This window comes from Dietzia sp. 111N12-1 (assembly GCF_001658045.1).
GTDB lineage: Bacteria > Actinomycetota > Actinomycetes > Mycobacteriales > Mycobacteriaceae > Dietzia > Dietzia kunjamensis.
In genome coordinates this window covers 201,483-228,226 of the sequence record NZ_LSSV01000001.1, presented here as the reverse complement: position 1 = coordinate 228,226, position 26,744 = coordinate 201,483, and the positions used below count along the sequence as shown (strand labels likewise).

General features: G+C 69.0%; 24 protein-coding genes. 8 read left to right on the top strand and 16 right to left on the bottom strand.

From position 1 onward, the window contains the following. Positions 1–43 precede the first annotated feature (43 nt). The 3 genes from AYO52_RS01080 (at position 44) to AYO52_RS01070 (ending at position 3,161) form a co-directional block, all read left to right on the top strand. Positions 44–1,426 carry a threonine/serine exporter ThrE family protein gene (locus tag AYO52_RS01080; protein WP_253696030.1) on the top strand — a complete coding sequence of 461 codons (1,383 nt, stop codon included), beginning with the start codon at positions 44–46 and terminating at the stop codon, positions 1,424–1,426. Between the two features lie 70 nt (positions 1,427–1,496). Continuing rightward, a complete protein-coding gene (locus AYO52_RS01075) occupies positions 1,497–1,679 on the top strand; it encodes a hypothetical protein (RefSeq protein ID WP_067711921.1) in 183 nt (60 codons plus the stop codon). A gap of 33 nt (positions 1,680–1,712) precedes the next feature. Beyond that, positions 1,713–3,161: a trehalose-6-phosphate synthase gene (locus AYO52_RS01070; RefSeq protein ID WP_067711918.1), complete on the top strand. Its 1,449-nt coding sequence runs from the start codon at positions 1,713–1,715 to the stop codon at positions 3,159–3,161. 81 nt (positions 3,162–3,242) lie between these two features. Here AYO52_RS01070 and AYO52_RS01065 read toward each other — a convergent pair whose 3' ends face one another. From AYO52_RS01065 to AYO52_RS01010, 12 genes are all read right to left on the bottom strand, one after another. Beyond that, the gene (locus tag AYO52_RS01065; RefSeq protein WP_067711917.1) at positions 3,243–4,016 is read right to left on the bottom strand and encodes a hypothetical protein; all 774 of its coding nucleotides are present in this window, start codon (positions 4,014–4,016) and stop codon (positions 3,243–3,245) included. Beyond that, positions 4,013–4,555, bottom strand: a complete 543-nt coding sequence (locus AYO52_RS01060) for a hypothetical protein (RefSeq protein ID WP_067711915.1) — start codon at positions 4,553–4,555, stop codon at positions 4,013–4,015. Before AYO52_RS01060 ends, AYO52_RS01065 begins: the two co-directional genes overlap by 4 nt. Beyond that, positions 4,555–5,973 carry an MCE family protein gene (locus AYO52_RS01055; RefSeq protein WP_067711912.1) on the bottom strand — a complete coding sequence of 473 codons (1,419 nt, stop codon included), beginning with the start codon at positions 5,971–5,973 and terminating at the stop codon, positions 4,555–4,557. The genes AYO52_RS01060 and AYO52_RS01055 overlap by 1 nt, the downstream gene beginning before the upstream one ends. Beyond that, positions 5,970–7,175, bottom strand: a complete 1,206-nt coding sequence (locus AYO52_RS01050; protein WP_067711909.1) for an MCE family protein — start codon at positions 7,173–7,175, stop codon at positions 5,970–5,972. The genes AYO52_RS01055 and AYO52_RS01050 overlap by 4 nt, the downstream gene beginning before the upstream one ends. Next, positions 7,176–8,441 carry an MCE family protein gene (locus tag AYO52_RS01045; protein ID WP_067711906.1) on the bottom strand — a complete coding sequence of 422 codons (1,266 nt, stop codon included), beginning with the start codon at positions 8,439–8,441 and terminating at the stop codon, positions 7,176–7,178. It lies immediately after the preceding gene. After that, a complete protein-coding gene (locus AYO52_RS01040) occupies positions 8,438–9,586 on the bottom strand; it encodes an MCE family protein (RefSeq protein ID WP_067711903.1) in 1,149 nt (382 codons plus the stop codon). Before AYO52_RS01040 ends, AYO52_RS01045 begins: the two co-directional genes overlap by 4 nt. Further along, positions 9,579–10,634, bottom strand: a complete 1,056-nt coding sequence (locus tag AYO52_RS01035; protein ID WP_082923664.1) for an MCE family protein — start codon at positions 10,632–10,634, stop codon at positions 9,579–9,581. Before AYO52_RS01035 ends, AYO52_RS01040 begins: the two co-directional genes overlap by 8 nt. Next, a complete protein-coding gene (locus AYO52_RS01030; RefSeq protein ID WP_235027837.1) occupies positions 10,631–11,857 on the bottom strand; it encodes an MCE family protein in 1,227 nt (408 codons plus the stop codon). Before AYO52_RS01030 ends, AYO52_RS01035 begins: the two co-directional genes overlap by 4 nt. A 21-nt stretch (positions 11,858–11,878) precedes the next feature. Continuing rightward, on the bottom strand, positions 11,879–12,730 hold the full coding sequence (locus AYO52_RS01025) for an ABC transporter permease (protein WP_067711897.1): 852 nt from the start codon (positions 12,728–12,730) through the stop codon (positions 11,879–11,881). A 1-nt stretch (position 12,731) separates the two neighbouring features. Then, entirely contained in the window at positions 12,732–13,496 is a 765-nt protein-coding gene (locus AYO52_RS01020) for an ABC transporter permease (protein WP_067711895.1), read from the bottom strand. Positions 13,497–13,731: 235 nt separating this feature from the next. Next, complete coding sequence (locus tag AYO52_RS01015) at positions 13,732–14,649, bottom strand: 3-oxoacyl-ACP reductase (protein ID WP_067712141.1); 918 nt, start codon at positions 14,647–14,649, stop codon at positions 13,732–13,734. Positions 14,650–14,657: 8 nt separating this feature from the next. Continuing rightward, on the bottom strand, positions 14,658–14,852 hold the full coding sequence (locus tag AYO52_RS01010; protein WP_067712138.1) for a ferredoxin: 195 nt from the start codon (positions 14,850–14,852) through the stop codon (positions 14,658–14,660). 107 nt (positions 14,853–14,959) lie between these two features. Here AYO52_RS01010 and AYO52_RS01005 point away from each other — a divergent pair, with 107 nt between their 5' ends. The 4 genes from AYO52_RS01005 to AYO52_RS00990 are packed head-to-tail and all read left to right on the top strand — an operon-like array spanning position 14,960 to position 19,732. After that, positions 14,960–16,222, top strand: coding sequence for an acyl-CoA dehydrogenase family protein (locus AYO52_RS01005; RefSeq protein WP_067711892.1), 1,263 nt, complete (start codon positions 14,960–14,962; stop codon positions 16,220–16,222). Position 16,223: 1 nt separating this feature from the next. Then, positions 16,224–17,294, top strand: a complete 1,071-nt coding sequence (locus tag AYO52_RS01000; protein WP_067711889.1) for an acyl-CoA dehydrogenase family protein — start codon at positions 16,224–16,226, stop codon at positions 17,292–17,294. Beyond that, on the top strand, positions 17,291–18,979 hold the full coding sequence (locus tag AYO52_RS00995; protein WP_067711887.1) for an AMP-binding protein: 1,689 nt from the start codon (positions 17,291–17,293) through the stop codon (positions 18,977–18,979). The genes AYO52_RS01000 and AYO52_RS00995 overlap by 4 nt, the downstream gene beginning before the upstream one ends. A 21-nt stretch (positions 18,980–19,000) precedes the next feature. Continuing rightward, positions 19,001–19,732 carry a hemolysin III family protein gene (locus AYO52_RS00990; RefSeq protein ID WP_172812080.1) on the top strand — a complete coding sequence of 244 codons (732 nt, stop codon included), beginning with the start codon at positions 19,001–19,003 and terminating at the stop codon, positions 19,730–19,732. 128 nt (positions 19,733–19,860) lie between these two features. On the opposite strand, the gene AYO52_RS00985 is transcribed toward AYO52_RS00990, so the two are convergent. After that, positions 19,861–20,967 carry a nitronate monooxygenase family protein gene (locus tag AYO52_RS00985; protein WP_067712132.1) on the bottom strand — a complete coding sequence of 369 codons (1,107 nt, stop codon included), beginning with the start codon at positions 20,965–20,967 and terminating at the stop codon, positions 19,861–19,863. A gap of 2 nt (positions 20,968–20,969) precedes the next feature. Further along, positions 20,970–22,607, bottom strand: coding sequence for an acyl-CoA synthetase (locus tag AYO52_RS00980; protein ID WP_067711885.1), 1,638 nt, complete (start codon positions 22,605–22,607; stop codon positions 20,970–20,972). 82 nt (positions 22,608–22,689) lie between these two features. Here AYO52_RS00980 and AYO52_RS00975 point away from each other — a divergent pair, with 82 nt between their 5' ends. Then, entirely contained in the window at positions 22,690–23,496 is an 807-nt protein-coding gene (locus AYO52_RS00975; RefSeq protein ID WP_067711883.1) for a crotonase/enoyl-CoA hydratase family protein, read from the top strand. Between the two features lie 46 nt (positions 23,497–23,542). On the opposite strand, the gene AYO52_RS00970 is transcribed toward AYO52_RS00975, so the two are convergent. Together AYO52_RS00970 and AYO52_RS00965 are read right to left on the bottom strand one after the other, a co-directional pair. Further along, positions 23,543–25,003, bottom strand: coding sequence for an aldehyde dehydrogenase family protein (locus AYO52_RS00970; protein ID WP_067711880.1), 1,461 nt, complete (start codon positions 25,001–25,003; stop codon positions 23,543–23,545). A 73-nt stretch (positions 25,004–25,076) separates the two neighbouring features. Then, the gene (locus AYO52_RS00965; RefSeq protein ID WP_172812079.1) at positions 25,077–26,681 is read right to left on the bottom strand and encodes an acyl-CoA synthetase; all 1,605 of its coding nucleotides are present in this window, start codon (positions 26,679–26,681) and stop codon (positions 25,077–25,079) included. Positions 26,682–26,744 lie beyond the last annotated feature (63 nt).

The window sequence follows — 26,744 nt, the reverse complement described above, 5'->3', positions numbered from 1 at the left end:
CCTAACCCGGCCACCGTCGGGGCTCTTGACTACGGTGTGCACCGTGGAGACCCGCGACGCACCGGCACCGCTCACCCGACCCCTGGCGTGGATGGGACTGCGCAAGTCCGCCATGGACCTGGCGGTCGAACCCCCGCTGTCCCCCATGGCGCCGGTCGACCTCGACGACGACGGCGCCGTCACCGACGTGCTCAACCTCGCCCTCGAGATCGGCGGGATCCTCCTATCCTCCGGTGAGGGTGCGGCGGACACCGTCGCCCAGGCCGAGTCCGTGGCGGCGGCGTTCGGCCTGCCGGGCGCGACCGTGGAGGTCACCTTCACGTCGCTGACCATCGGGGTCAACCGACGTCGCGGACGACCGCCGATCTCGGTCATCCGGGTGGTCAACTACCGCACCGTCGACATGACACGGGTGACCCGCGTCTCCCGCCTCATCGACCTCATCGTGCGCCGCCAGCTCACCGTCGACCAGGCCGCCGCCGAGGTCGAGAGGATCGTGGCCTCCCCGCACCCGCACTCCTTCCGCGTCGCGGTCCTGGGGTGGGCGATGCTGGGGTGCGCGGTCGTCATCCAGCTCGGGGGTAGCCCGCTGGCCGGCCTCATCTCCATGGTCTCGACGTTCGCCCTGATGTACGCCAACCGCTACCTGGACAGCCACCGACTCCCGAGCTTCTTCCAGCAGGTCGTGGGTGGGTTCATCGCGGCCGCGTGGGCCCTCGCCGCGTACGTGGCCGTGAGCAACAACTTCATCGAGGTCCAACCGTCCCAGCTGGTCGCGGCCGGCATCATCGTGTTGCTCGCCGGACTCACCCTCGTCGGTGCCATCGAGGACGCCATCACCGGGTTCCCCGTGACCTCCGCCGGGCGAGGCGTCGAGACGATGGTCATGACCGGCGGCGTCCTGGGCGGGATCACGATCGCACTCGCCGCGTTCGAACGCCTCGGGATGTCCCCACCCCCGATCGACCCGGCCATCGCCGGCAACGCGGCGGTCCACATCGCGGTGTTCGCCGCGGGCGTGGGCGCCGCCGGGTTCGCCGTGGCGAGCTATGCGACGGTGCGGGCGACCTGGCTCGCCGCGGCCGTCGGCGCGATCGGGATGCTCATCTTCCAGGCGGTCATGGCCACCGGGCTGGGAGTGGTGGTGGGGTCCGCCCTCGCAGCCTGCACGATGGGCCTGATCGGCGGCATCCTCGCCCGTATCGCCACCGTCCCGCCGCTGGTGGTCACCATCGCCGGCATCACACCGTTCCTGCCGGGCCTGTCGGTGTACCGCGGCCTGTCGGCGCTGACGAGCGACCAGACGGGTATCGGTCTGGGCCTGATGTTCCAGGCGTTGGCGATCGCGGTGGCACTGGCCGCCGGGATCGTGTTCGGTGAGTGGGTGACCCGCAATCTGCGCCGGTCGGCGGCCGCGGACGGGTGACGTAGGATCGGCAGCGGACGATGTCGCCCGAACAGGGCGCGCGCCCCCCACCGATCACAGGAGGACACCGATGGCATCCGCCGCCGCCAGCAAAGAACCCGAGCTCGACGACCTGGAGCCGGTCGCGGACGAGACCGCCGACATGGCCCGCAAGGTCGTGGCCTCGTACTCGGCCGACGCCGACGAGTGCCGGATGCTGCTCGACATGCTGGGGATCGGTCCGGAGCCGCAGGTGACGGCGGACGCCGAGTAGGCAGACCACGGAATCCGAGGCGAGGGGCAGGGGATGGCGAGCGGTACCGGGCAGGCGACCACCGGGGCGGGGGCCGACTTCGTCGTCGTCGCCAATCGTCTCCCCGTGGACCTCGTCGTCGACCGCGACGGCACCGAACACTGGAAGGCCAGCCCCGGCGGCCTCGTGACGGCGCTGGAATCCATCCTCAAGGCAAACGACGGCGCCTGGGTGGGGTGGCCGGGCGTGCCCGACGCCTCCCCCGATCCGTTCGACGCGGACGGCATCCGGCTCCATTCGGTGCGGCTGTCCGCCCGCGACGTCGAGCTCTACTACGAGGGTTTCTCCAACGCCACGCTGTGGCCGTTGTTCCACGACGTCGTGGTGGCCCCCGAGTACCACCGCGAGTGGTGGAACGCCTACCGCGAGATCAACACCCGCTTCGCGGAGGCGACCGCGGACGCCGCCGCCGAGGGCGCCACGGTCTGGGTGCAGGACTACCAGCTGCTGCTGGTGCCCCGCCTCCTGCGAGAACTGCGCCCCGACCTGACGATCGGGTTCTTCCTCCACATCCCGTTCCCGCCCATCGAACTGTTCATGCAGTTACCGTGGCGCACCGAGCTGGTCGAGGGCATGCTCGGCGCCGACCTGGTGGGCTTCCACCTCCCGGGCGGGGCCGACAATTTCCGGATCCTCGCCAACCGCCTGCGCGGCTATCCGTCCGTGCGCCTGCGGTCGACGCGGGGGCGTGCCTCCGAGATCCGCGTGGGCGACCGTATGGTCCGCGTCGGCGCGTTCCCCATCTCCATCGACTCCGCCGCCGTGGACGCCATCGCGCGCCAACGCGACACCCGGGCCCGCGCCGCCCGACTCCGCGTCGAGCTGGGCTCCCCCGGGATCCTCATGCTGGGCGTCGACCGTCTGGACTACACCAAGGGCATCGACGTCCGGTTGCGCGCGCTCGAGGAGCTGTTCGAGGAGGGCCGCCTCGAGCCGGCGGACGTCACGCTGCTCCAGCTCGCCACCCCGAGCCGCGAACGGGTCGAGCAGTACCAGATCATGCGGTCGCGGATCGAGGAGTCGGTGGGCCGTATCAACGGCACGTTCGGCGAGATCGGGCACCCCGTGGTGACGTACATCCACCGGCCGGTCCCCAAGACGGAGCTGGCGGCGTTCTACGCGGCCGCAGACGTCATGCTGGTCACGCCCGTGCGGGACGGCATGAACCTGGTGGCCAAGGAGTACGTGGCTTCCTGCACCGACGGGAACGGCGCCCTGGTGCTCAGCGAGTTCGCCGGTGCCGCCGCAGAGCTCCGCCAGTCGTACCTGTGTAACCCGCACGATCTCGACGGCGTCAAGGACGCCATCATGGCCGCGGTCGAGGACGCCCCCGAGGACCGTCGCCGACGCATGCGGTCACTGCGTCGTCAGGTGTTGAGCAATGACGTCCACGCGTGGGCCCGCCGGTTCTTCAACACCCTCGACGCCACCTCGGACGACTAGGACCCCGTCCGCCCCGGGCGGCGCCCCATACCCGGGCGTCGGCCGGCGGTCAGAGCGCTTCCGGGTCAGAGCGCGTCCGGGTCAGAGCGCGTTGAGCTCGGCGAGCTTCCACGTCCCATCCTGGCGGACCATGTCCACGCTCAGCCGTGAGGCCGAACTGGCCGCCTCGGGCGCGTCCTTGGTGGAGACCATCCGGTTGAGCATGACCAGCACGGTGACGCGCTCGGCGTCCGTCACCTCCTGCGGCGCGGCGGCGGCGACGGTCGCGTAGACGGTGGCCTCCTGCTGCTTGGCGGCGGAGGAGACGGTCGGCATGGACTGTTCGACGAACTCCGACAGTGCCGGGTCGGCGAGCCGCTCCCGTACCGCTCCGAGGTCCGCGTCCACCGTCCGGTGGTCGTAGGTGAACATCTGGGTGGTGATCTCGCGAGCCGCGTCGGTGGCCGCCCGGGGCGCGGCCGCGATCTGTTCCTCGATCGCCGTCGCCTCGCGGGCCTCGACGTACTGCCACGTGGCCAGGCCGGTGACGACGACGAGGACCGCCGACACCAGCGCCAGGGCGGTGATCAGGGTGCGCCGACGGGCCGGGTCGATCGGTTCCCGGGACGCCGGCGACGGCGAGGGGGTCGAGGTGGCCGGCCGGGCGGTCGCGCCGCCGGCGGTGTCCTCGTCCGATCGTGGGTCGGCGGTCTCGGTGCGGGGCATGGCCTCCATGCCCTCGAACAGCCCACCGGCCCGTGCGGCCTCGAGGGCACGCTCGCGGGCGGCGTCGGCCTTGCGCTGGGCGCGGGCCGCGCGTTCGGCCTCGCGCTGGGCGCGACGGGTGGCGCGGATGTCGGAGTCGGGAGTGGTCATGGGATGAAGTTCACCCCCGTGACCTTCATCTCGCCGTCGTCGTGTCGGTTCACGGTCACGCGCACACGGTACTGGCGGTCCTGGTCCTCATCGGACTTCGGGTTGCCGATGGTCTGGTCGATCGCCATGATCACCTCGGCCCGGTCGGGGTAGGAGTGCTCGACGGCGGCGGCGGACACCACACCGTCGGCGACGACATTGGTGGTCTTGACGACGTCCTCGTACGAATCGCGGCGAGGCGCGAACTGCTCCGAGAAATCGCCGTCGATCAGGCCGACGATCTCGTCGACGTCCTCCGACAGCGTCTCCTGCCTGATGGTCATGAGCTTGGTCATCACAGTCGTCGCGAAGTCACGGTACGAGGCGTCCAGTTCGGTCGCGGAGGCCCGGTCGGCGCGCACGGAGGCCGCCGAGTTCCGCTCACCCAGCCACAGCGACGTCGCGACGACGGCGGCCACGAGGCAGACCGCCGCGACCACCGCGGTCACGGTGAGCCAGGGGCGCCCACGGTCGGCGGGGTTGTCGTCCGGCTGTGGCACTAGGTCACTCCGTTCGTGAGGATGTCGGCCAGGTCGGCGTCCGCCGAGAGTCGTCCGGCATCACCGAGATTGAGCTGACGATACGTCTTGCCGTCGGCGCCCAGGTATTCGCCCGTCGACGGGTCGTACATCGCGGCCGACGTGCGGATCTCCTGTTCACCGGTGTCGGACGACGGCACAACGTTCCACCCGTTCGGGTTGTTCCCGGGCGGACCGACCTCGCTCGTGTCCGGGGGGTTGATCCCCTCGGGCTGGTAGTCGTTCGCCGCGCACTCGGCGGGCGACGCCGCCCGCCGACCGGGATACTCCATGCACGGCAGGTTGCGGGCTCCACGGACGGTCGTCTGGGAGTCCTTGGGGACCTTGCAGTAGATGCCGTTCATCAGCGGGGGCACGGACAGGTCGGCGGGCGACCGCCGCTGGTCCGCCGGCAAGAAGCCGGTGGTGCACGGCGGGGTCTCGTTGATCTGGAGGTTGAAATCCACCTTGATCTCACCGGTGTCCTTGGCGCCGTTGATCGCGGTGATGAGCGAGGACACCAGGGCCGGGTAGATCACGAGCAACTGCTCGATGGAGCGGTTGTAGACCACGCCAACCTCGCCGACGCTCACCAGGTTGGCGACCAGCACCGGCATGGTCGGCTGCAGATCGTTGAGGACCCTGGTCGCCCGGGCCAGCGAGTCCGGGCCGCGCTGGATGATCGAGGTCAGCTGGGGCTCGTTGACCCGGAGCTGATCGGTCAGGTCTGCGAGGTTCCGGGTCCAGGCACGGATCGAGTCCGATGAGCGCAGCTGCGAGTCCAGGACCGGCTCGGCGTCGGCGATCAGCTGGCGGGTGGCCCCGGTGTTGCGCTGGGCCTCCTCAAGGAGGAGCTGCGCGGAGTCCAGGAACTGCTGGAGCTCCCGCTCGGAACCGTTGAACGCGTCGAACGACTCAGAGATGACGCGGCGCATCTTGCCGTCGTCGATCGACGCCATGAGCACCGTGGCCTGGTCCAGGACGGGGCCGATCCCCTGGGGCATGTCGACCCGGTCCTCGCCGAGCACGGTGCCGTCGGCCATCTCGCCGACGGGCTCGCCCTCAGGCACTAACTCGACGAACTGCTCTCCGACCGCGGAGACACTCCGGATCTGCGCACGCACGTTCTCGGGGACCTCCGCCCGCGTGTCGAAGTGCAGTTCGGCCACGACGTGACCGGGCTTGAGGGTGACCGCGTCGACCCTCCCGATCACATTGCCCAGGTAGGAGACGTTGGCGTTCTTGTAGAGCCCACCGGTGTCCGGCATCTGCAGTGCGACATCGGTGCGCTGCCAGCCGAACGCAGTCGGCAGCTTGAGGTACGAGACCGACATCACCGAGAGGGAGAGAACCGTCACCACGGCGAAGATGGTCAGCTGGATTCGCACGAACCGGGTCATCGGGGGGCCTCCTCGGTCGGGGCACCGGATTCCGGCTCAGGCGGCAGTTCGGCGAACGGCTCCTCGCCCGAGTGCTCCAGCCGCGGGATCTCAAGGGAGAACGGGTTCGCGCCGGCCAGCGGATTGGGCGCGAGGCCCACATAGCCCTCGAGGCCGGCCATACGGTTGCCGAACTCGGTGCCCAGGAGGAAGGTCTCCGACAGACGCGGCATCGTCGTGTCGGCGTGGATGTACAGGTTGGCGTAGTCGCCGCGGAGGAAGTTGTCGATGCCCGCCTGCGGGAACGGGAACGTGATGAGCACGCTCAGCGCCCGGGTCAGGTCGCGCCCGGCGTTGGCTAGCGAGTCGAGGACCGGCGTGATGTCGCGGAGGTTGTCCACCAGGTTCTGTCCACCACCGGCGTCGATCACCTGGTTGGCCTTGTTGCCGAAATCCCCGAGCGAGACCATTGCTGTGGTCAGCTCCTGCTTCTGGTCGTTGATCAGCGCGACGGCCTCGGGCATCTGACCCAGCGCCTTGGCCAGGGTGTCGTTCTGCTCGTTGATCTGCCGCGAGAGCCGGTCCAGACCGTCCATGGCCGCGATGATGTCGGCCCGCTGCTGGTCGAGACCACTGACGGTGGTCTCCAGCTGGGAGATGACCTCCTTGGCCTCGAACTGGCGACCGTCCAACGCGGTGTTGAGCTCGCGGGAGATGGTCTCGAACTGGGCCAGTCCGCCGTTGGTGAGGACCACCGACAGCGCCGACAGCGTCTGCTCGGTGGTCGGGTACACACCGGCGCGGGCCAACGGGATGACGTCCCCGTCGGAGAGCGAGCCCTCGGGTTCGCCGTCCGGGGGCGGGAAGATCTCGAGATGTTGCGACCCCAGGAGGCTGGTCTGCCCGATCTTCGCATGCGCGTTGGCCGGGAGCCGGACATCCTCGTTGAGCGAGACCGTGACGATCGCCGTGTAGTCCTCCACCTGCATGTCCGTGATCGATCCGACGTTGACGTCGTTCACTCGGACCGGGGAGTTGCGGGTGATGGTGGTGACGTTGGGCATCTCAAGGGTGATCTCGTACGCACCCTCGCCCCTGCCCTGCGCACCGGGTAGCGGCAGGGAGTTGAGACCCTCCCAGGTGCATCCGGCACCGGAGAGCAGCACGACGGCGCCGAGTGCACCTGCCGTCAGAATTCGGCCACTGGGTCGGTTGCGGAACATCTACGCATCTCCCGTCACGAGCAAGGTGTCGGTGAGGTTGTCGCCCTTGTTGACCACGTTGATCAGCGGGTCGGGCCGGTCGGAGACCGGCTGCACACCCGGTGGGGTCTGCGTCCCTGGCTTCTGCGAGTCCCAGATCTGTTGGGGCTCCGCGGTGGGCGTGATCGGCGGGGTGACCGCGCCGTATGGGTAGTTGGAGGCGAGCGAGTTGAACAGCGGGCCCATGTACTGGGCGCACAGCTGTGCGTCGGATTCGGCGGTGTTGTTGGCCAGGCCCGCGATCGCACCGCAGATGAAGTTGGTCGGGTTGGCCATCTGGTTCATGGTCAACACCCCGGTGAGGACGCCCTGGTACGGCCGGTAGATGTTGTAGAAGTTGGCCATGGCGGTGGGGCCCACGTGGAGCACTCCCTCCAGCTCGGCCCGCCGGTCGCGCACCACCTCGGTCGCCTGGCCGAGCTTGTCGACAGCAGTGGTCACGCGTTCCCCGTTGTTGTCAAGGAACCGGTTGATGTCGGTCACCGCCAGGTCGAGATCGCTCAGCGCCGCATCGATGTTGCCCGTCTGGTCTCCGAGCACCTGCGACACGCTGGCCAGCCTCCCCCCGAAGGACACGATCTGCTCCTCGCTCTGTGAGAGCGCGGTGACGAACAGTTGCAGGTTCTTGAGGGTGGTGAAGAGGTTCTCTCGCCCGTCCGAGAGCAGCGCCATGGTCTGCGAGACCTCGTTGAGGGCGTCGCGGACCTCCGCACCGTTGCCGTCGAGCATCGCGTCGGCCGAGTCGACGAACTCGCCGAGCGGGCCCGTCTCCTCGTCACCAACGGGACTGAGGGCGGTGGACAGCTTCATGAGCTGCTCCTTGACCCCGTCCCATTCCACCGGGATCGCGGTGCGCTCGACGGGGATCGTGCCGCCGTCCGGCATCTCCTCGCCGCCCGTGAAGGCGGGGGTGATCTGGATGAACCGCTCGGCCACGAGGGACTGTGCCACGAGCAACGCGGTGGCGTCGGCGGGGACCGGGACGTCCCGGTCGACCTTCATCGTGACCTTGGACCTGCCGTCCTCGGAGGTGATCTCGGAGATCCGTCCGACACGCACCCCGAGCACCCGGACGGTGTCGTCCTCGTAGACGCCACGGGTGGATTCGAAAAAGGCGATGATCGTCTTGGTCCGGGTGGAGAAGAACCACACCGTGGCAATCACGAGGAGGACGACGACGACGAGGGCCACGACCTTGGACAGTGTGGACGAGAACAGTCGACTCATCGGGGCAACCTCTTCTCGCCCCAGCCGGGGTGCTCGTCCATCAGGGTCAGACCCGGTACGGCCGGCAGCGTCGGCTCGCGCACCAGTCCGGGCTCGGGCTGGACGCGGTCGTCGATGAGAGGCATGAGGTCGCGCAGGATGGTCTGCTGGTAATGACCGATCGACAAGTTGGATATGTAGGCGTTGAACCACGGTCCGGACGCCACGGCCTCGCTCAGCGCCGTGGAGAACGGCACGATCCGGCGCAGCCCCAGATCGATGTCCTCTTTGTTGCGGATCAACAGATCCGACACCTGCTCCAACTTGTCCAGGGCGGGTCCGAGCTGTGCCTCGTTGTCCTGGACCACCCCCGAGAGCTGCCGGGCGAGTTCGTCGATGTTGACAATCAACTCGCTGAGGGCCCTTCGCCGGAGGTCGAGCTGGGTGAACAGCACGTTGCCGTCCACCATGAGCTGGTTGATCTGGTCACTTCGCTGCCCGAGAATGTCGGTGGTCCCCGCGGCCTTGTCGAGGAGCTGCCGTACGCCCTCGTCACGCTCGTTGAGAGAGCGCGAGAGCCTGGTGATCCCGTCCAGCGCTCCCCTGATCTCAGGCGAGGACCCCTCCATGGTCTCGGCGAGCACGGTCAGCGCCTCGTCGACCTTGTCCGTGTTCATTGCCTCGACGGTGTTGCTGAGGTCGCCAAGCGCGGCGGTGAGCGAGTACGGGACCGAGGTCCGCTCGAGCGGGATGATGTTGGCGGGGAGCTCGCCCTGGCCGTCAGAGAAGACCCCGAGCGCACGCCGGCCGAGGATCGAGTCGGTCTTGATCTGGGCGGAGGTGTCCGCGCCGAGCGCGACGTCGGTGTCGATGTCGAAGCGGACCCTGACCCTGTCCCCGTCGAGCTCGATCTTCCGCACCGAACCGACCCTCATCCCGGCCACCTGCACCTCGTCACCGGTGTTGAGCCCGGCTGCGTCGGCCACGTACGCCGTGGCGTTCCGCAGCCCGTTGACGAAGGGGATCCGGTCGTAGTTCAGCGAGATCGCCATCAACGCCACGGCCCCCACGGCTCCCCAGACACCGATCGTCTTGGGGTCGCGGTCGCGGAACCGGAGCTGTCCTCGGGGCGCCTTCGGCGGGGTCCCGTCTATTGTGTCACTCATCGGGGAACGCACACCGTCCCGTCGTCTGCTCGTACTGGGGCAGGTACACGCCCCTGCCGGTCACGGGGTTGGTGACCTGCACGATCACACCACAGAGATAGAACTGGAAGAAGCTGCCGTACACGCCCAAGCGCCCCATCTTCTCGAAGTCGGACGGGAGCCGGTTGATCACGTTCTCGACGAACGGCTCGTCCTCGTTGATGAGTGTCGCCACCCGGTCGATCTGGGCGACGTCCTCGCGCAGGGCCGGGCGGACGTCGGACAGGAGTGTGGTCATGTTGGCGCTCGAGTCGTTGAGCCTGGACACCGACTCGGCGAGCGGCTCCGAGTTGGTGGCCAGCCCGGAGACGAGCTGCTGGAGGTCGTCGACGATCGAATCGACGTTGGACTGGTTGTCCGCCACCGTGGTGAGCACCCCGTTGAGATTGGTGATGATGTCTCCGATGAGCCGGTCCCGATCAGCCAGTGTCTGAGTGAGGGACGACGTCGAGGCGAGCAGGTCCTGCACGGTTCCGGCCTCGCCCTGGAATACCTTGACGATCGATTCCGACAGCTGGTTCACCTGGCCGGGGTCGAGTGCCCTGAACAACGGACGGAACCCGCCGAGCAACGCGTCGAGGTCCAGAGCCGGGGAGGTCTGCGAGATCGGCAGCGTCCCGCCCGCCTCGAGCGGAGACTGATCCCCCTCCCCCCGGTTGAGTTCCAGATAGCGGTCCCCGGTCAGGTTCTCGTACCGCACCATCGCCTCGGTGCTAGCGTGCACGACCTGGTTCCCGGCCACGGAGAACCGGACCGCGGCTGTGTTCCCGTCCGCCAGTGCGATCCGGTCGACGCGGCCCACCTCCACTCCCGCGATGCGCACCTTATCCCCAGACTCCAGCCCCGAGACGTCGGTGAACTCGGCATTGTACTTCTCGGACGCGCCGGAGCGGTACTCGCTGAAGACCATGACCAGACCGGCCAGGACCAGCACCATCACCGTGGTGAAGATCGCCAGCTTGATCAGGGTGAGACGGGCGTTTCGCGCTGCCGAGCGCCCGGCGGTCACGGGGCCTCCCCGTCCATGCCGAGCATGACCTGCAGCAGCGTCGGGGGCGCGGGACGACCAGGCTCGGTGGGCCGCAACGGGCCGAACAGCGGGGCGGGGCGAGTGGTGAACACGTCGGGCATGCCCTCCACGGGGTTCGAGCCGGTGTCGGTGACGACGAACGGGGCGTGGACCTCCGGGTCCGGGAACGGGAGGCCGTAACAGTTGGGTCCGGTGCTGGCGTTGACCTTCGGCAGGTCCTTGGGGTACTCGTACGCTCGCGCCCCCTGCTGCCACCCCGACTTGAATACCAGGCCGGGCTGGTCCTCGCCGCCGAAGGCTGAGTTGGCGCCCTCGACGCCCTGGTTCAGGCCCACGATCAGACAGGTGAGCATGGGGTGGTACTCCGCCAGCAGGCTGGTCGAGGCACGCAGGTCCGAGAGCGTCTTGACGAATTCGTTGCCGTTCTCGGACAGCAGGCGCTTGCCGGTCTCGCCCGTGCCGATCGCAGAGACCAGCAATTGTTCGAACCGCGCCTGGTTGTTGACGACGTTGGCGCCGACATCGGTGCCGGAGTCGAGCAGGCGCATGATGTCGGGGGTGACGTCGGCGTAGAGGTTGGCCACCCGCGACCCCTTGGCCAGGTCCCTCTGGAGGGTGTCGATCTGCGGGTTGATCTCTTGCAGGTAGTCGCCCAAGTCGGTGATCGTGCGCCCCACCTGTTCACCGCGCCCGTCGACCGCCCCGGAGACCGCGCCGAGGGTGGCGTTGAGCTTCTCCGGCTCGATCGCGATGAGCAGGTCGGTCAGGTCCTGGAACAGTGTGTTGACCTCGGCGGTGACATTGGACGCCTCGACGACGGTGCCCGCGGCCAGCGGCGTCGGGTCCGGCCGCATCGGGGACTCGAAGTCGACGGACTTCGCACCGAACACTGTGTTGGATCCGATCGTCACCGGGGAGTTGGCGGGGATGGCCTCCAGCGCCGCGGGATCGACCTCGATCTCGATCGTCGCCCCGCCGAACTCTTGGCGGATGTCCTTGACGTTGCCGATCTCCACACCGCGGGCGCGCACCTTGGCGTCGGCCTCCATGACCAGACCGGCGCGATCACTGCGGACGGTCAACGGCACCCGGCTGTCGAAGACCCTCGCGAACATCAGGAGGGAGAGCGCGATCACCACGACGATGAAGAGCGCCAGCACCGTCGCCGCGATGCGCTTGGGCACCGTATCGCTCTGACTCACAGTTCTCGCCACGTCCGCCTCCTATCCTGACAGGTTGAAGTTGCCGTCTCCGCCGTAGATCGCGAGGGAGAAGAGAAGGGTTACGGTCACCACCGCGATGAGCGAGGTGCGGACGGCGTTGCCCACGGCCGAGCCGACGCCGGCGGGACCGCCGGCGGCGTTGTAGCCGTAGTAGGTGTGGATGAGCATGATCGCGATGGCCATCGCGATGGCCTGAACGAAGGACCACAGGATGTCCGTGGGGATGAGGAACGTCGAGAAGTAGTGGTCATAGACGCCGCCGGACTGACCATAGATCTGCACGGTCGCGAACCGGCTCGCCAGGAACGAGGCGATGACGGCGAGCGAGTACAACGGCACCACGGCGATCATCCCGGCGACGATCCGGGTGGAGACCAGGTAGGTGATCGAGTCGATCGCCATGACCTCCAGCGCGTCGATCTCCTCGGACACCCGCATCGCCCCGAGCTGGGCCGTCGCGCCGGCACCGATGGTGGCGGCCAACCCGATGCCAGCGATCACGGGTGCGGCGATGCGGACGTTGATGAACGCCGCGAAGAAGCCGGTGAGCGCTTCGACCCCGACGTCGGTGAGCGAGGAGAAGCCCTGGACCGCGATCACGCCGCCGGTGGCGAGGGTGAGGAACCCGACGATCACCACTGTGCCGCCGATCATCGCCAGCGCACCCGTTCCCATGGCGATCTCGGCGATGAGCCGCAGTGTCTCCTTCGGGTACTGGGTGAGCGCCCGCGGCGTGGCCAGCAGTGCTCGCCAAAAGAACAGGGCGATGCCGCCGAAGTCGTCGGCCCTGCCGACGGTGTGGTGCCGGGCCCGCGCGAGATGCGGGAACCGGGTGGTCTCGATGACGGCCACCTCACGCCCCCAGGACCTTGACGCCGACCGCCGTGAGCACGGTGTTGACGACGAACAGGGCCATAAAGGCGAAGACGACGGTCTCGTTCACAGCGCTGCCCACCTCTTTCGGCCCGCCCCGGACGTAGAGGCCCTTGTAGCAGGCCACGAGCCCGGCCAGCATGCCGAACATGCCGGCCTTGATCTGCGCCAGGATGAGCTCACCCAGGCCCGTGAGCAGGGTGATCCCGTCTACGAAGGCGCCCGGGTTGACGCCCTGCAGAAGAACCGAGAAGAGGAAACCGCCGAGGATGCCGATCGTGCACACCAGGCCGTTGAGCAGCAGCGCCACGAAGGTGGACGCGGCGACCCGGGGGACGACCAGGCGCTTGACCGGGTCGATCCCGAGGACCTCCATCGCGTCGATCTCTTCGCGGATGGTGCGGGCCCCGAGGTCCGCGCAGATGGCGGTGGCCCCGGCCCCCGCCACGATGAGGACCGTGACCATGGGACCGACCTGGGTGACGGCGCCGAGCGCGGCCCCCGCCCCCGACAGATCGGCCGCACCGATCTCGCGGAGCAGGATGTTGAGCGTGAAGCTCACCAGGACGGTGAACGGGATCGCCACCAGGATGGTGGCCATCATGGAGACCCTGGCGATGAACCAGGACTGTTCGACGAACTCCCGGCCCTGCCGCACGATCGACGGGAAGGACACGAACGTGTCGAGACTCATGGCGACGAAATCGCCGACTCCCTTAAGCGGCGCATCGAGAACTCTCGCCATATCGCCCCCCTCCTGTCTTCTTTCATCCCCCGGTCACACCAAACTGAACAAGTGACCGGTTCATCGTGACCCAGATTACATAGTAGCTAGAACACGTTCTATCTGACAAGGGCTTCCCCATCCCCCCGACCGGTGCCCCCGCCAGCTCGCGTCGGGGGAATCTAACACGCCCGACACACCAATAAGTCGTCCCCGGCGCGATCGACGTCGATCACGCCGGGGACGGGCCCGCCACTCAGAGCTTCATGATCTCCGCAGCGGAGAAGGACTTGCCCTCCGGGCGGCCTGACCAGTGCCCGGAGATCGCATCCGCGAACTCGCGACGGTCCCATACGCCGCCCTCTGCGTCGAACCTCTTCTCCACGACGGGCGCCTCCACGAGCGCCACCATCCCGCCGTATACCACGAACAGCTGACCCGTGACGTCCGCGGCAGCGGGCGAGGCCAGGTAGGACACGAGGTCCGCGACCCGGTCCGGCGAGAGCGGATCCGGCCCTTCGGAGGGGTCCCAGGGCTCGAAGACCGCCTCCGTCATCCCGGTGCGACCGCGCGGGGCGATCGCGTTGGCGGTGCAGCCGATGCGCTCCAGCACCCGCGACGCGGACAGCGTCAGCGCGGTGATCGCGGCCTTGGCCGCGCCGTAGTTGGCCTGGCCGGGCGGGCCGAAGAGCCCCGCCTCCGACGAGGTGTTGATGAGCCGGCCGTAGACCGGCCCCCCGGATTTCTTGCTCTCCTCGCGCCAGTGGGCGGCCGCATTGCGGGTGAGCAGGAAGTGACCGCGCAGATGCACCTTCACGACCGCGTCGAAATCCTCGTCGGAGAGGTTGAACAGCATCTTGTCGCGCGTGATCCCGGCATTGTTGACCACCACGTGCAGCCCACCGAGCTTGAGGGCCTCGGCCACCATGGCGTCGGCTGTCTCCCGCTCGGAGACGTCGCCCACGACGAGTGCCGCCTTGGCTCCGGCCGCCTCGATGTCCGCGATCACCGCGTCCGCGGCTTCACCGGCGCGGATGTCGTTGATGACCACCGCGGCCGCGCCCGACCTGGCGAGCTCGACAGCCTCGGCCGCGCCGAGACCCGAGCCGGACCCGGTGACCACGGCGACCCGCCCGTCGAGTGAGAGGTCCGCGTCGAGCTTCTCCCGACCCATCCCCGCGGTCACTCCGCGGCCTTCAGCGCGGCCATCGGGCACTTCTCCACAGCCTTGAGTGCGCGCTTCTGCAGGTCCTCGGGGACCTCGTCGACGATCACACGCACGACCTCGTCGTCGTCGTTCAGCTCGAAGACCTTCGGCGCCAGGCCGACGCACACGGCCTGCCCCTCGCAGCGGTCGGGATCGACTTCAATCCTCATGCCGTCCTCCTCGGTCGCACCCACGGCCACCATGGCCGCGAGATGGTTGGATACTATGTGAGACACGACACTAGAACGTGTTCCACTCACCGATGAGCTTAGGGCATATGGACATCACCTACACCACCGGCCAGGAACGTCTGCGCGGGGAGTTGCGCGAGTATTTCTCGGCACTGATGACCCCTGAACGACGCGAGGCCTTCACCTCCACCACCGGCGAGTACGGGCACGGCGACGCGTACCGCGAGATCGTCGCGGAGATGGGCCGAGACGGCTGGCTGACCCTGGGGTGGCCCGAAGAATTCGGCGGGAAGAACCGGCCGATGATCGAGCAACTCATCTTCACCGACGAGGCCGCGATCGCCGGCGTCCCGGTACCGTTCCTCACCATCAACTCCGTGGCGCCCACCATCATGGCGTTCGGCTCCGACGAGCAGAAGAACTACTTCCTGCCCCGGATCAGCCGCGGTGAGCTGCACTTCGGCATCGGCTACTCCGAGCCGGACTCCGGCACCGACCTCGCGTCGCTCCGCACGCGGGCGGTCCGCGAGCCCGGGACCGGTGAGCACGAGGGCCGCGAGGTGTACCGGATCAACGGTCAGAAGATGTGGACGTCGCTGGTGGCGTACGCCGACTGGATCTGGCTGGCCGCGCGCACCGATCCGGACGCCAAGCGCCACAAGGGCATCTCCATGATCATGGTGCCCACCGACGCCGAGGGCTTCTCGTGGACCCCGGTCCACACGATGGCCGGCCCGGACACCAGTGCCACCTATTACCAGGACGTGGTGGTCCCGGCGAGCAACCTCGTGGGCCCCGAGCACGGCGGCTGGCCGCTCATGACCAACCAGCTCAACCACGAGCGCGTCGCCCTGACCTCGGCGGGGCCGCTGCAGGCCTCACTGCGGCAGGTCGTGCAGTGGGCGCGCACCACCCGCTCGGCGGACGTCGGCATGCCCGGGGCCGGCACCGTCATGGACAACGAGTGGGTGCGCACCCACCTGGCCCGCGTCCACGCGATGGCCGAGTACCTGGCCCTGCGCAACTGGGAGATCGTCTCCGCGGGCACCGCCGCGCCCACCCGCATCGCCGCGTCGGCGACCAAGGTGTACGGGACCGAGACGGCGTGCGAGGCCTACCGGTTGCTCATGGAAGTCCTCGGATCGAGCGGCTACCAGCGCTCCCACTCCCCGACCGCCGCCCTGCACGGGCGCATCGAGCGCCTCCACCGATCGGCGCTCATCCTCACCTTCGGGGGCGGCACCAACGAGGTGCAGCGCGACATCATCGCCACCGCCGGATTGGGGCTGCCCCCGGCGCCACGTGTCGCCCCCGCGCCGTCCGCCAGCACCGCCCGGAAGGAGCGCTGACATGGATTTCTCCGTCGACGACACCACCGCGGAGCTGACCGCCCTCGTCCGTGACATGGGCGAGCGTCTGGTCACCGACGACTCCCTGCGAGAACTCGACGCCCGGTTCGGCCCCGGCACCGAGTCCGGCGGAACCGACCGCGACACCGCCCGGTTCCACGCCCGATACTGGGAGGAACTGGTCCGGGCCGGCGTCCCGGCCGCCCTCGCCCCGGAGTCGCTCGGCGGCGCCGGACTGGGGGTGATCGGCGAGGCCCTGGTCCTACGCGAGTTGGGCCGGGTCGTCGCCCCGGTTCCCCTGTCCCCCGCGATACGCGCGGCCCACCTGCTCGAGGCGGCCGGGCAGACCGACCGCGCCACCGCCGTGGCGGAGGGGCGCGAGATCGCCGCTGTCGCCGACGGCTGGTCCGGCTCCGCACCGGAGGTGGACTGGGCGCCGATCGCCGATGTGATCGTCCGGCCTTCGGCCGACGGCCTACACGTGACGGACGGCGCGGCGGTCACCGTGGAACGCACGGTCCCCGTCGACTACTCGTGCAGCGGGCTCGTCACCGGTGACCCCGGCGACGCCACCGCGCTCGCCGCCGCGGCGCTCGAGTTCGATGCCCTGCGCCGCCGCGTCCACCTTGCCGCCCACCAGTGGGGCGTGATCGAGGCCGCGCTCGAGCGCACCGCCGCGTACGCGAGCACCCGCCACCAGTTCGGTCGCCCCATCGGCACGTTCCAGGCCGTCGCCGCCCGCCTGGCGGACGGGTCCATCGACGTCGACGCCGTCCGGTTGAGCACCCTGCGCGCCGCCTACGAACTCGACGCCTGTAGCGGCGACCCCGGACCGACCGCACACGCGGCGGTGGCCTCCGCCCACTTCTGGGCCTGCGACGCCGGCCACCGCCTCGCCCACACCGCCGTGCACGTCCACGGCGGCGTCGGGCTGGACCGCTCCGAGCCCGCCCACCGCTACTTCCTCGCCGCGAAGGCCGACGAGTTCCGCCTCGGCGGCGCCACCCGGCAACTGCTCGACCTGGGCGACGTGCTGGCCACCGCAGGCGACCCCTGGGAGTACTCGGCGTGAGCGGCGCGGTGAAGACGATCGCGGACGTCGCCGCCCAGCCGTTCACCTCCGTCGCCGACGCGGTGCACGCCCTGTCCGCCGTCGGCGACCGCGGAATCTGGTCCGACGGGCAGCTGACGCCCTGGTCGGACGCCGTCGGCGCGGTGGCCGTGCGGATCGCGGCGCTTCGGGAACTGATGACCTCGTCGTCGCCGCCTTCGTCGTCGTCACCATCGTCGTCGTCACCGTCACGCCCGCACATCGGCCTCCTCCTGGCCGGCACACCCGAGTACCTCCACCTGCTCGGCGCGGCGGCATGCTCGGAGCTCGTCGTGGCCGGGCTCAACCCCACGCGACGCGGCGAGGCTCTGATCCGCGACGCGGCCCTCGCCGACTGCGCGCTCATCCTCACGGACACCGACAACGAAGCCCTCCTGGATGGGCTCGACCCCGGCGTGCCCGTGGTCTCCGTTGACTCCCCCGAGTGGACCGCACTGCTCGACCGGCACGCCGGCGCGGCGCTCCCCGAGGTGGCGGACGTGCCCGTCGGCCCCGACGACCTCGTCGCCCTGGTGTTCACCTCGGGCACGAGCGGCGACCCCAAGGCCGTCCGGATCACGCAGAGCAAGATCTCCGTGCCCGGCCGCATGCTCGCCGAGAGGTTCGGGATCGGTTCGGACGACTGCGTGTACAGCGCGATGCCACTGTTCCACTCCAACGCCGTGATGGTGGCGTGGCCGATCGCCCTGTACTCCGGATGCTCGATCGCACTGCGGCGTCGCTTCTCCGCCTCCAACTGGCTCGACGACGTCCGGCGACACGGATGCACCTTCGCCAACTACGTCGGCGCACCACTGTCCTACATCCTGGCCACCCCCGAGCGACCCGACGACGCCGACAACCCGATGCGCGTGGTCTACGGCAACGAGGCGCCCGCCGACGTGCGTCGCGAGTTCGCCCGGCGCTTCGGCGTCACCGTGGTGGACGGGTTCGGTTCCAGCGAGGGCGGCATCTCCGTCACCCGTACGCCCGGGACCCCCGACGCCGCGCTCGGTCCACTGCCGGACGGGGTGCGGATCGTCGACCCGGAGTCCGGGGACGAGCGCCCCCGCGCCCGCTTCGACGACGCCGGTGTCCTGCTCAACGCCGACGAGTCCGTGGGTGAGATGGTCGCCGACGGGCCGGGCCTGTTCTCCGGGTACTACGGCGACCCCGCCGCCGACGCCGAGAGGATGCGCGGCGGCCGGTTCCACTCCGGTGACCTCGCGTACGTCGACGACGACGGATGGGTCTACTTCGCGGGCCGGTCCGGTGGCTGGATGCGCGTGGACGGGGAGAACCTGGCGGCGGCACCGATCGAACGCGTACTGCGGCGCCACCCCGATGTGGCCGAGGTCGGCGTGTACGCCGTGCCGGCGGAGACGGTGCGGGGCCCGGCCGTCATCGGCGACGCCGTCGCCGCGGCGGTGGTGCCTCGCGAGGGTGCAGAAGCCTCGGCCCTGGCGGGCGGGTTCGGTGATTTCCTCGCCGCCCAACCCGACCTCGGGCCCAAGCAGTGGCCGTCGCTGCTCCGGATGACCGCCGCGCTACCACGGACGGCCAGCTTCAAGTTCCGGGCCCGCGACCTCAGCTCGCTGGGCGCCGAATCGGCCGGGGACAGGGTCTGGGTCCGCGCCGACGGTGCGGGGGCCTTCACCCCCGGGTGAGGTCGTCGGTAGGTTTGGCGTGTGAACCACGCCGTGAACCCCGACCTGCAGCATCCCGCCGGCGACGGCATCAACGCCGATGCCGTCGCCGCCGACGACGACTTCGGTATCTCCGCGCCCGTTCCGCCCAAACCGCTGCTGCGGGGGTGGATTCACGCCGGCACCCTACCCGTCGCGATCGCGCTGGGCGTCGTGCTCACCGTGCTCGCCGAGGGGACCGCGCTGACCTGGGCCTGCGCCGTGTTCCTGGCGACCTCGACCCTGCTGTTCGGGATCTCGGCCCTGTATCACCGGGTGAACTGGGGGCCACGCGCCGCAGCCCTGATGCGCCGTCTGGACCACTCCAACATCTTCCTGCTCATCGCCGGGACGTACACCCCCATGACGGTGGCGGCACTCGAGCCCCCGACCACCCAGATCCTGTTGACACTCGTGTGGTCGGGCGCCCTGCTGGGGATCCTGTTCCGCCTGTTCTGGCTGTCCGCGCCGCGCTGGCTGTACGTCGTCCTGTACATCGGCCTCGGCTGGACCGCGGTGTGGTTCGCCGGCGACCTCATCACCGCCAACCTCGCGGCCGTCATCCTGGTCATGGTCGGTGGCGTCGCCTACACCGGCGGCGCGGTGGTCTACGGCCTCAAGCGACCCGACCCGGCCCCCGGCGTCTTCGGTTTCCACGAGGTGTTCCACACGTGCACCGTGATCGCGTTCGCCTGCCACTGGGCCGCGATGCTGCTGTTCGTCCTGACCAGCTGATGACCTGCTGACGACCTGACGGCCGAGAATCCGCTATCCCGATACCCGATCTGCTACCCGAATTGGGCTGGCGGATCCGGAATCGGAGTAGCGGATCTGGCTGATGACGGCGAGACGGGCCCGTCCGGTCAGGCCAGGGTCGCGCGCAGTCGCTCGACGGCGGCCTCGTACTCGGCGACGATCTGCGCCATCGTCTCGGCCACGGGCACCACGCCCTCGAGGGAGCCGATGATCTGCCCTGCGGGCATCGCCACGACCTCGGGATCCTGCGCCTCGGAGATCCGCTGGTGGGCCTCCGCGACGAGGATGTTCTGCAGGGGCATGGGCATCGGGTCCGGCGCGTCGGCGGCGGCCCACGCCTCGGTCCACTTGCTCTTGAGCAGCCGCGCGGGCTTGCCCGAGTAGATACGGGTACGGACGGTGTCGCGGCTGGTCGCGGCCACGAGCGCCTTTTGCATGGCCCGCGACCCGCCGTCCTCGGCGTACTCGGCGGCCGTGAGCCAGCGCGATCCCATCCAGGCGCCCTGCGCGCCCATCCCGATCACGGACGCGACCTGGGTTCCGTCGCCGATGCCACCGGCGGCCAGCACCGGGGCCCGGCCGTCGAGGGCCTTGACGATCTCGGGGACCAGCACCATCGTCGCGACATCGCCGGTGTGACCTCCCGCCTCGCCGCCCTGGGCGATCACGATGTCCACGCCGTTGTCGACGTGGGCCAGGGCGTGCTTGGTGGCGCCGGCGAGGGCGGCGACCTTCATCCCGTTCTCGTGGGCGAGGTCGATGATGTGCTTCGGCGGCGAGCCCAGGGCGTTGGCGATGAGCACCGGCCGGTGCTTGAGAGACATCTCCACGTGCGACTGGGCGACCGAGTGGAGCCACCCGATCACCCCTGCGTTGTGCTCGGCGTCATCACCGAGCGGTGGGACGCCGAGGTCATCGAGGACACGGGAGACGAACGACTTGTGCTCCTCGGGGATCATCGCGGCGATGTCCTCCGGGCTCCCCTCGGTGGGGACCTTGTTGGGCATGACGATGTCCACACCGTAGGGCTTGCCGTCGGTGTTCTCGTCCATCCAGGTGAGGACCTCGTCGAGTTCCGCGGCATCGTTGTACCGGACACACCCGAGCACGCCCATGCCGCCGGCACGGGTCACGGCGGCCGCGACGGCCTTGGACGGGGTGAACGCGAAGACGGGGTACTCGATCCCGAACTCCTCCGTGAGGGAAGTGCGAATGCTCACTTGCTGATCTCCTGGCTGTCGTCTGCGGGGCGGGACGCGGCGATGTCCGCGGCCCACCGGTAGTCGGGCTTGCCCGCGGGATTGCGCTTGACCGAGGTCTCGACCCAGACCGCGCGCGGGCACTTGTAGCGGGCGATCTCCGTGCGCGCGTGCTCGTTGATCTCCTCGATGGGCGGGCACTTGCCGTCCCGGGTGTGCAGCACGGCGGCGACCTTCTGCCCCATCCGATCGTCGGGGACCCCGATCACCAGCGCGTCGAACACGTCGGGGTGCGTCTTGAGGGCCGCCTCGACCTCCTCCGGGTGCACCTTCTCGCCGCCGGTGTTGATGGACACCGAGCCGCGGCCGAGCATCGTGACGGTGCCGTCGGACTCGACCCGGGCGTCGTCGCCGGGGATGGAGTAGCGCTTACCGTTGTACGTCTTGAACGTCGCCGCGGTCTTGGCCTCGTCCTTGTAGTACCCCAGCGGGATGTGACCGGTCCGGGCCACCTTGCCGATGACATCCGATCCGGGTCGGATCTCGTTGCCGTCGTCGTCGAGGACCGTGGTCTCGCCGTCGATCTTCACGCGCGGACCGCCGGTGTGGGTCTTCCCCTTCTCCGCCAGTGCGATGCCCGAGAAACCCGTCTCCGACGAACCGATGGAGTCCGAGATCATCGCGTTGGGGAAGGCCTCGATGAACTGGTCCTTGACCGAGGGCGAGAAGAGGGCAGCCGAGGACCCGATGTAGAAGAGCGACGAGGGGTCGTACTTCTCCGCGTCCCAGGCCTCGATCATCGGTCGCGCCATCGCGTCACCGGTGATGAACATCAGGTTGATCTTGCGGTCGGTGACCGTCTGCCAGACCGTCTCCGCGTCGAATTCCGGGATGAGCACACTCGTGTGACCGGCGAACAGGGCCATGAGGATCGCCCACTGGGCTCCGCCGTGGATGAGCGGCGGTAGCGCGGCCCGGACCAGCACCCCGCCGTCGACAGCCTTGTTCGCCAACTCCCACTCGTCGGCGACCCGCTCCCCCGTGAGGAAGTCGATGCCACCGCCCAGGACCATGAACACGTCCTCTTGGCGCCACATGACGCCCTTGGGCGAGCCCGTGGTGCCACCCGTGTACAGCATGTAGATGTCGTCGTTCGAGCGCTCGCCGAAGTCCCGCTCCGGGGACTGCGCCGCCAGGGCGTCCTCGTAGTGCGCCACGGAGACGCTCTCGGGGACCACCGGGTCCGGTCCGTCGGTCCCGTCCTCGAACACCAGGCAGTGCCGGACCCCCGGGGTCCTGGGCAGGGCCTCGGCCAGGGTCTGCGAGTACCGCCGCTCGTGGATCACCGCGACGGCGTCGGAGTTGTCCAGCAGGTACTCCAGCTCGGCCGGGACGTAGCGGAAATTCACGTTGACCATGACCGCGCGGATCTTGAAGATCGCCACCATGGCCTCGACGGCCTCGATGGTGTTGCGGCTGTACACCGCGACCTTGTCGTCGGGCCCCACCCCCACCGACTGCAGGTGGTGGGCGAGTCGGTTGGCACGGTCCTCGAACTCCCGGAAGCTGAGCTCACGATCACCCTGGACGAGCACGAGCCGGCCGGGGACACGGTCCACGCTGTGTTCTACGAGATCTCCGATGGTGTACGCCATGCCCCCAAACTAGAACGTGTTACCTTCCCGTGGTGTGGGTTACATCGAACCAGGCATAAAGAAATCCTCCAGGAGGCCGAAGATGACCAGCGCCGCAACCCCCGAGGACCAGCACCTGCTCACCGAGCGGCGGGGGCACGTCCTGATCGTCACCATGAACCGCCCCGAAGCCCGGAACGCCCTGTCCGGGCCGATGATGCGGGGCATGGAGGCCGCCTGGGACCTGGTGGACTCCGACCCCGACATCCGGGCGTGCATCCTCACGGGCGCGGGCGGGTTCTTCTGCGCGGGCGCCGACCTCAAGGCCATGAACTCCGACGCCCCGGGGGACAAGTTCGCCGGCGGCGGCTGGGATCTCACGACGCTCCCGGCCCTGCTCAAGGGCCGTCGACTGAGCAAGCCGCTCATCGCCGCGGTCGAGGGGCCGGCCATCGCGGGCGGGACCGAGATCCTGCAGGGCACCGACATCCGCGTCGCCGGACGGTCCGCGAAGTTCGGTGTCTCCGAGGCGCGGTGGGGCCTGTACCCGCTCGGCGGTTCGGCGGTCCGGCTCGTGCGCCAGATCCCGTACACCGTCGCGATGGAGGTCCTCATGACGGGCCGCCACCTCACCGCCGAGGAGGCCGAGCGGTTCGGGCTCATCGGCCACGTCGTCGACGACGGATCGGCCCTCGACAAGGCCCTGGAGATCGCCGACCTCATCTCCGCGAACGGTCCGCTGGCGGTCCGGGGGATGATCGAGACCATCCGTCGCACCGAGGGCATGCACGAGGAGGAGGCCTTCCGCGTCGACGCCGAGGTGGGCGGGCGGGTCTTCGCCTCCGCCGATGCGAAGGAGGGCCCGCGGGCCTTCGCCGAGAAGCGCACGCCCGAGTTCCGGGGAGAGTGACCGGTCCGGCTGCGGGCCTCACGGCAGGCCCGCAGCCGGGCGACGACTACAGCTTGAGCCGTGTCCGTACCTGCATCGCCCTCAGGTATCCCGAGGCCATCCGCTGCTTGTCCTTGGTGAACGGCGGCACCATCATCTCCGAGACGTTGTAGGCGAACGAGTGGTGCGCCACCGCCCGCTCGTGGGTGAACGTCCGGAAGCCGTAGTGGCCGTGGTACCCGCCCATCCCCGAGTTGCCGACGCCGCCGAACGGGATGGTGGACGAGGCCATGCCGATCCCGAAGTCGTTGCCGTAGATGTTGCCGGAGCGGGTGCGGTCGGCGACGGTCTCGAAGCGGTCGTTTCGGTCCCCGTACCAGTACAGGACGAGCGGGCTGGGCCGGTCGTTGACGTAGCGGATCGCCTCGTCGAGGCCCCTGTAGCCGAATACCGTGAGGACGGGGCCGAACACCTCCTCGGAGTCGATCTCCATGTCCGGGGTCACGCCGGTGAGCAGGGTGGGCGCGATCTTGCGGCCGACCGGGTCGGGCAGCCGTTCGCCGGCCGGCGCGGCGTCGCGTTTGTCGGCGCCCTTCCCCACGGCGTCGTCGATCAGGCCGACGATCCGCTCGTAGTTCGAGGTGTTGACGGTCGCCGTGTACTCGGGGTTGCCGACGATCGCGGGCAGGCTGGTGCGCCACTGGTCGAGCACGGTGTCGCAGAACGCGTCCAGTCGGTCCTCGGGGACGAACACGTAATCCGGGCACATGCACACCTGACCGCCGTTGACGAGGCGGGAGGACGCGATGCTGCGCGCAGCCCGATCGATGTCGGCGCTGGTGTCGACTAGGACCGGGTTCTTGCCGCCCAGTTCGAGGGTGACGGGGGTGAGGTTCTCCGCGGCGTCCTTGGCGACGGACTTGCCGACCCCGGGCGAGCCGGTGAAGAACAGGTGGTCGAAGGGCAGGACCGAGAAGTCCGAACCACGGCCGTGTTCGGGTCCGGCGATCGCGAGTTCGTCGACGGCGAAATACTCCGGTGCCAGCCGGCACAGGGCCTCGGTGGTGTGCGCGGTGACCGAGGACGGCCGGATCATCACCCGGTTGCCGGCGCCGAGGGCGGAACCGGCGGGCACGATCGTGAGGTACAGCGGGAAGTTCCACGGTCCGATGATGCCGACGACCCGCTTGGGGTCGTGTCGGACCTGTTGGGTGAAGCCCACCGCCTCCAGGGCTCGGGACACGCGCGTGGGGCGCATCCACTTCTTGATGTTGCCGCGCTGGTGGTCCAGGTCGGGGATGGAGGAGGCGATGTCGGTGAGGGTGGAGAAGGTCTCCGGCCGGGAGCCGTAGTCCTCGCGCATCGCCTCGGTGAGGTCGGCGGCGTTGTCCAGGACGAGGCGTTTGAGGCGCAGGATCCGGTCCCGGCGGATCTTCACGCCCGGCTGGGGATCGGCGAGGAACGCCTGTTGTTGCCGCTCGAGGATCTGCGCGAGCGTGAGATCGCGCGCGGTGGGGGTTCTGGTCATGCGTCCAGGGTAGAACGCGTTCTCGCCCCGCGTCGGGGATCCGACGACGACGAGGGCCCGCCCCTGCCCAGACCTACTTCGCGTCCGCCCAGTACGGATCCTTCAGCGTGCGCTTCATCAGTTTCCCGTTGGCCTGGCGGGGCAGCTCGTCCACCACATCGATCGACCGCGGCATCTTGAACTTCGCCAGCCGACCGGACAGGTCCTCGAGGATGTGTGCCTTGAGCTCGTCGGACTCGGGGTAGCCCTCGGCCAGTTCGATGACGGCCTTGACCTCCTCACCCCAGCCCTTGTGCGGGATCCCAAAGACCGCCGCGTCGCGGACCGCCTCGTGGCGGGTCATCTCCGACTCGATCTCTGCCGGGTAGATGTTCACGCCGCCGGAGATGATCATGTCGTTCTTGCGGTCGCACAGGAACAGGTAGCCGTCTTCGTCCACGTAGCCGATGTCGCCCATGGTGAAGAGCTCGCCGACGTAGGTCTTCGCGGTCTTCTCCTTGTCCTGGTGGTACTCGAACTTCGACCCGTGCATCTGCAGGTACACATTGCCGATCTCGCCGGTGGGCAGCTCGTTGCCGTCGTCGTCGAGGATCTTCAGGGTGGTGGTCTTCCACGGCCGCCCCACGCTGCCGGGCTTGCGCAGCCATTCCTCGCCGGTGATGGTGCACCCACCGCCCTCGGTCCCGGCGTAGTACTCGGTCAGGACCGGGCCCCACCAGTCGAGCATGGCCTGCTTGACGTGCTTGGGGCACGGCGCGGCGCCGTGGACGATCGTGCGCAGGCTGGACACGTCGTACTTCGCGCGCACATCCTCCGGCAGCTCCAGCAGCCGCGAGAACTGCGTCGGCACCATGTGCGACTGGGTGACGCCGTGGGCGTCGATGAGTCGCAGCATCTCCTCGGGCGTCCACTTGTCCATGAGCACCACGGCCTGGCCCAGATTGAGCGAGATGGTGACGAAGTTGAGCACGGCCGTGTGGTAGAGCGGCGAGCCACAGATGTGGACGTTGTCCGGCGCCTGGATGTCGAAGCCGGCGAAGAAGTAGTAGTTGGGGACCGTCACTTGATCCGGCGAGGCGCCGGTGAGGGGGCGCCGCACGCCCTTGGGGCGGCCGGTGGTGCCGGAGGTGTACAGCATGGGGCCGCCGAGGGTCCGCGACGACGGCAAGGGGTCCTCCCCCGCGGCTGGGACCGTGAGCTCGGGCAGCGGACGGAATCCGGGAACCTCACCGATGGCGTAGCAGCGGGCGGGGTCGAGCCCGGCCTCCCCGGCGGCTGCGGTCGCGACGTCGGCGAACCGGGTGTCCGCGATGAACACCGTCGATCCCGAATTCTCGAGGATGTACGCCACCTCGGGGCCGGTCAGGTGCCAGTTCGCCGGGGCCACGTAGAGCCCGATCTCCATGGCCGCGTAGTAGACCTCGAGGAATTCAATGCTGTTCGGCGCCAGCAGGACGATGCAGTCACCGGTCTCCAGTCCGAGCTCGCGCAGACCCCGGGCGTAGCCGTGGGCGGCGTCGGCGAGCTGGCCGAAGGTGACCTGCCGACCGCCCGCCTCGATTACGGCGATGCGGTCCGGATCCGCCTCGGCGATCCGGTAGACGCTGGTCACGTGCTCGCCGGTCCGCGGATCCAGGATTCCGGCGTCGGCGGGGACGGAAGGCGTGGGTGCACTCATGACCCCATAGTAGAACGTGTTCTATCGCGATGGCGGGCTTTCCCGGCGACCGTGACCAGACCA